At 58.7% G+C, this 862-nt stretch carries 1 protein-coding gene; it reads left to right on the plus strand.

Annotated elements, in window-relative coordinates; translation table 11 throughout:
* Positions 1–15: 15 nt before the first annotated feature.
* Positions 16–510 carry a substrate binding domain-containing protein gene (locus EOA29_RS38290; RefSeq protein WP_127222507.1) on the plus strand — a complete coding sequence of 165 codons (495 nt, stop codon included), beginning with the start codon at positions 16–18 and terminating at the stop codon, positions 508–510.
* The last annotated feature ends 352 nt before the right edge of the window (positions 511–862 follow it).

Genomic DNA, 862 nt, shown 5'->3' on the forward strand with positions numbered 1-862 from the left:
GATATCTGAAACCGTTTGGTCGACCTGATCGGCGAGCACTATGATGTGGCGCTCCGCGTGGGGCCGCTCAGCGATTCATCCCTGATCGCTCAAAAGATTTCGACGCAGAAAATCGTGTTCGTCGCTTCGCCGGACTTCTGTCAGAAATTCGGCACGCCGCGATCGATCAACGAGATCAAGGATTGCCCGTCGGTCACACAGGTCAGCGGAGAATGGGGGCGTACGCACCAGTTCAATCACCACGGTGCGACGATCCATTTCGACGTTCCCGAACATCTGACCATGAACTCGGCGCGCGCAGTCAAGAACGCCTGTCTGACCGGATACGGCTATTCCTTGCTCCCAGACTTTATGGTCGACAAGGACATCCGCGAGGGCCGGCTGGTACGCCTGCTGCCTGACCTTGAGCCTGTCGAGCAGCCTATCTACGCCTTCTATGCACAGCGGCGCCATATGCCGCAAAAGATGCGCGTGTTCGTCGACTTTCTGCGTGAGGCATTTGGCAGCTAACGGGCGGATCACAGACGGGCCTCACTGCTTTGCGCAGTGGTTTCGGCCGAGCAGTGGGTTTGCCACGATTAGCCTGTTTGACCCACCACACCACGGCTGCGTCCTTCGCTCCATGGACGGATCCTCGTCCACCAACAACGGCGGACAGGAGGAGGTGGGATCACCATGTAGTCCAATCGACACTGAGGATTTGCGAAGCACGGAGCGATCCTGGATTGGCAGGCCAGCCATCCAGCCGGCAAGGACACACAGTCAAAGACGAACTGTCCGTCCGGGGCGATTTGCTGAATGAGATCGAACTCGTTCCTATTGGCGGTGAGGCCCCGGCAAGCCACTCCTGGCGGCCGTCAGA

The sequence above is a fragment of the Mesorhizobium sp. M1E.F.Ca.ET.063.01.1.1 genome (assembly GCF_003998155.1).
Classification (GTDB): Bacteria; Pseudomonadota; Alphaproteobacteria; order Rhizobiales; family Rhizobiaceae; genus Mesorhizobium.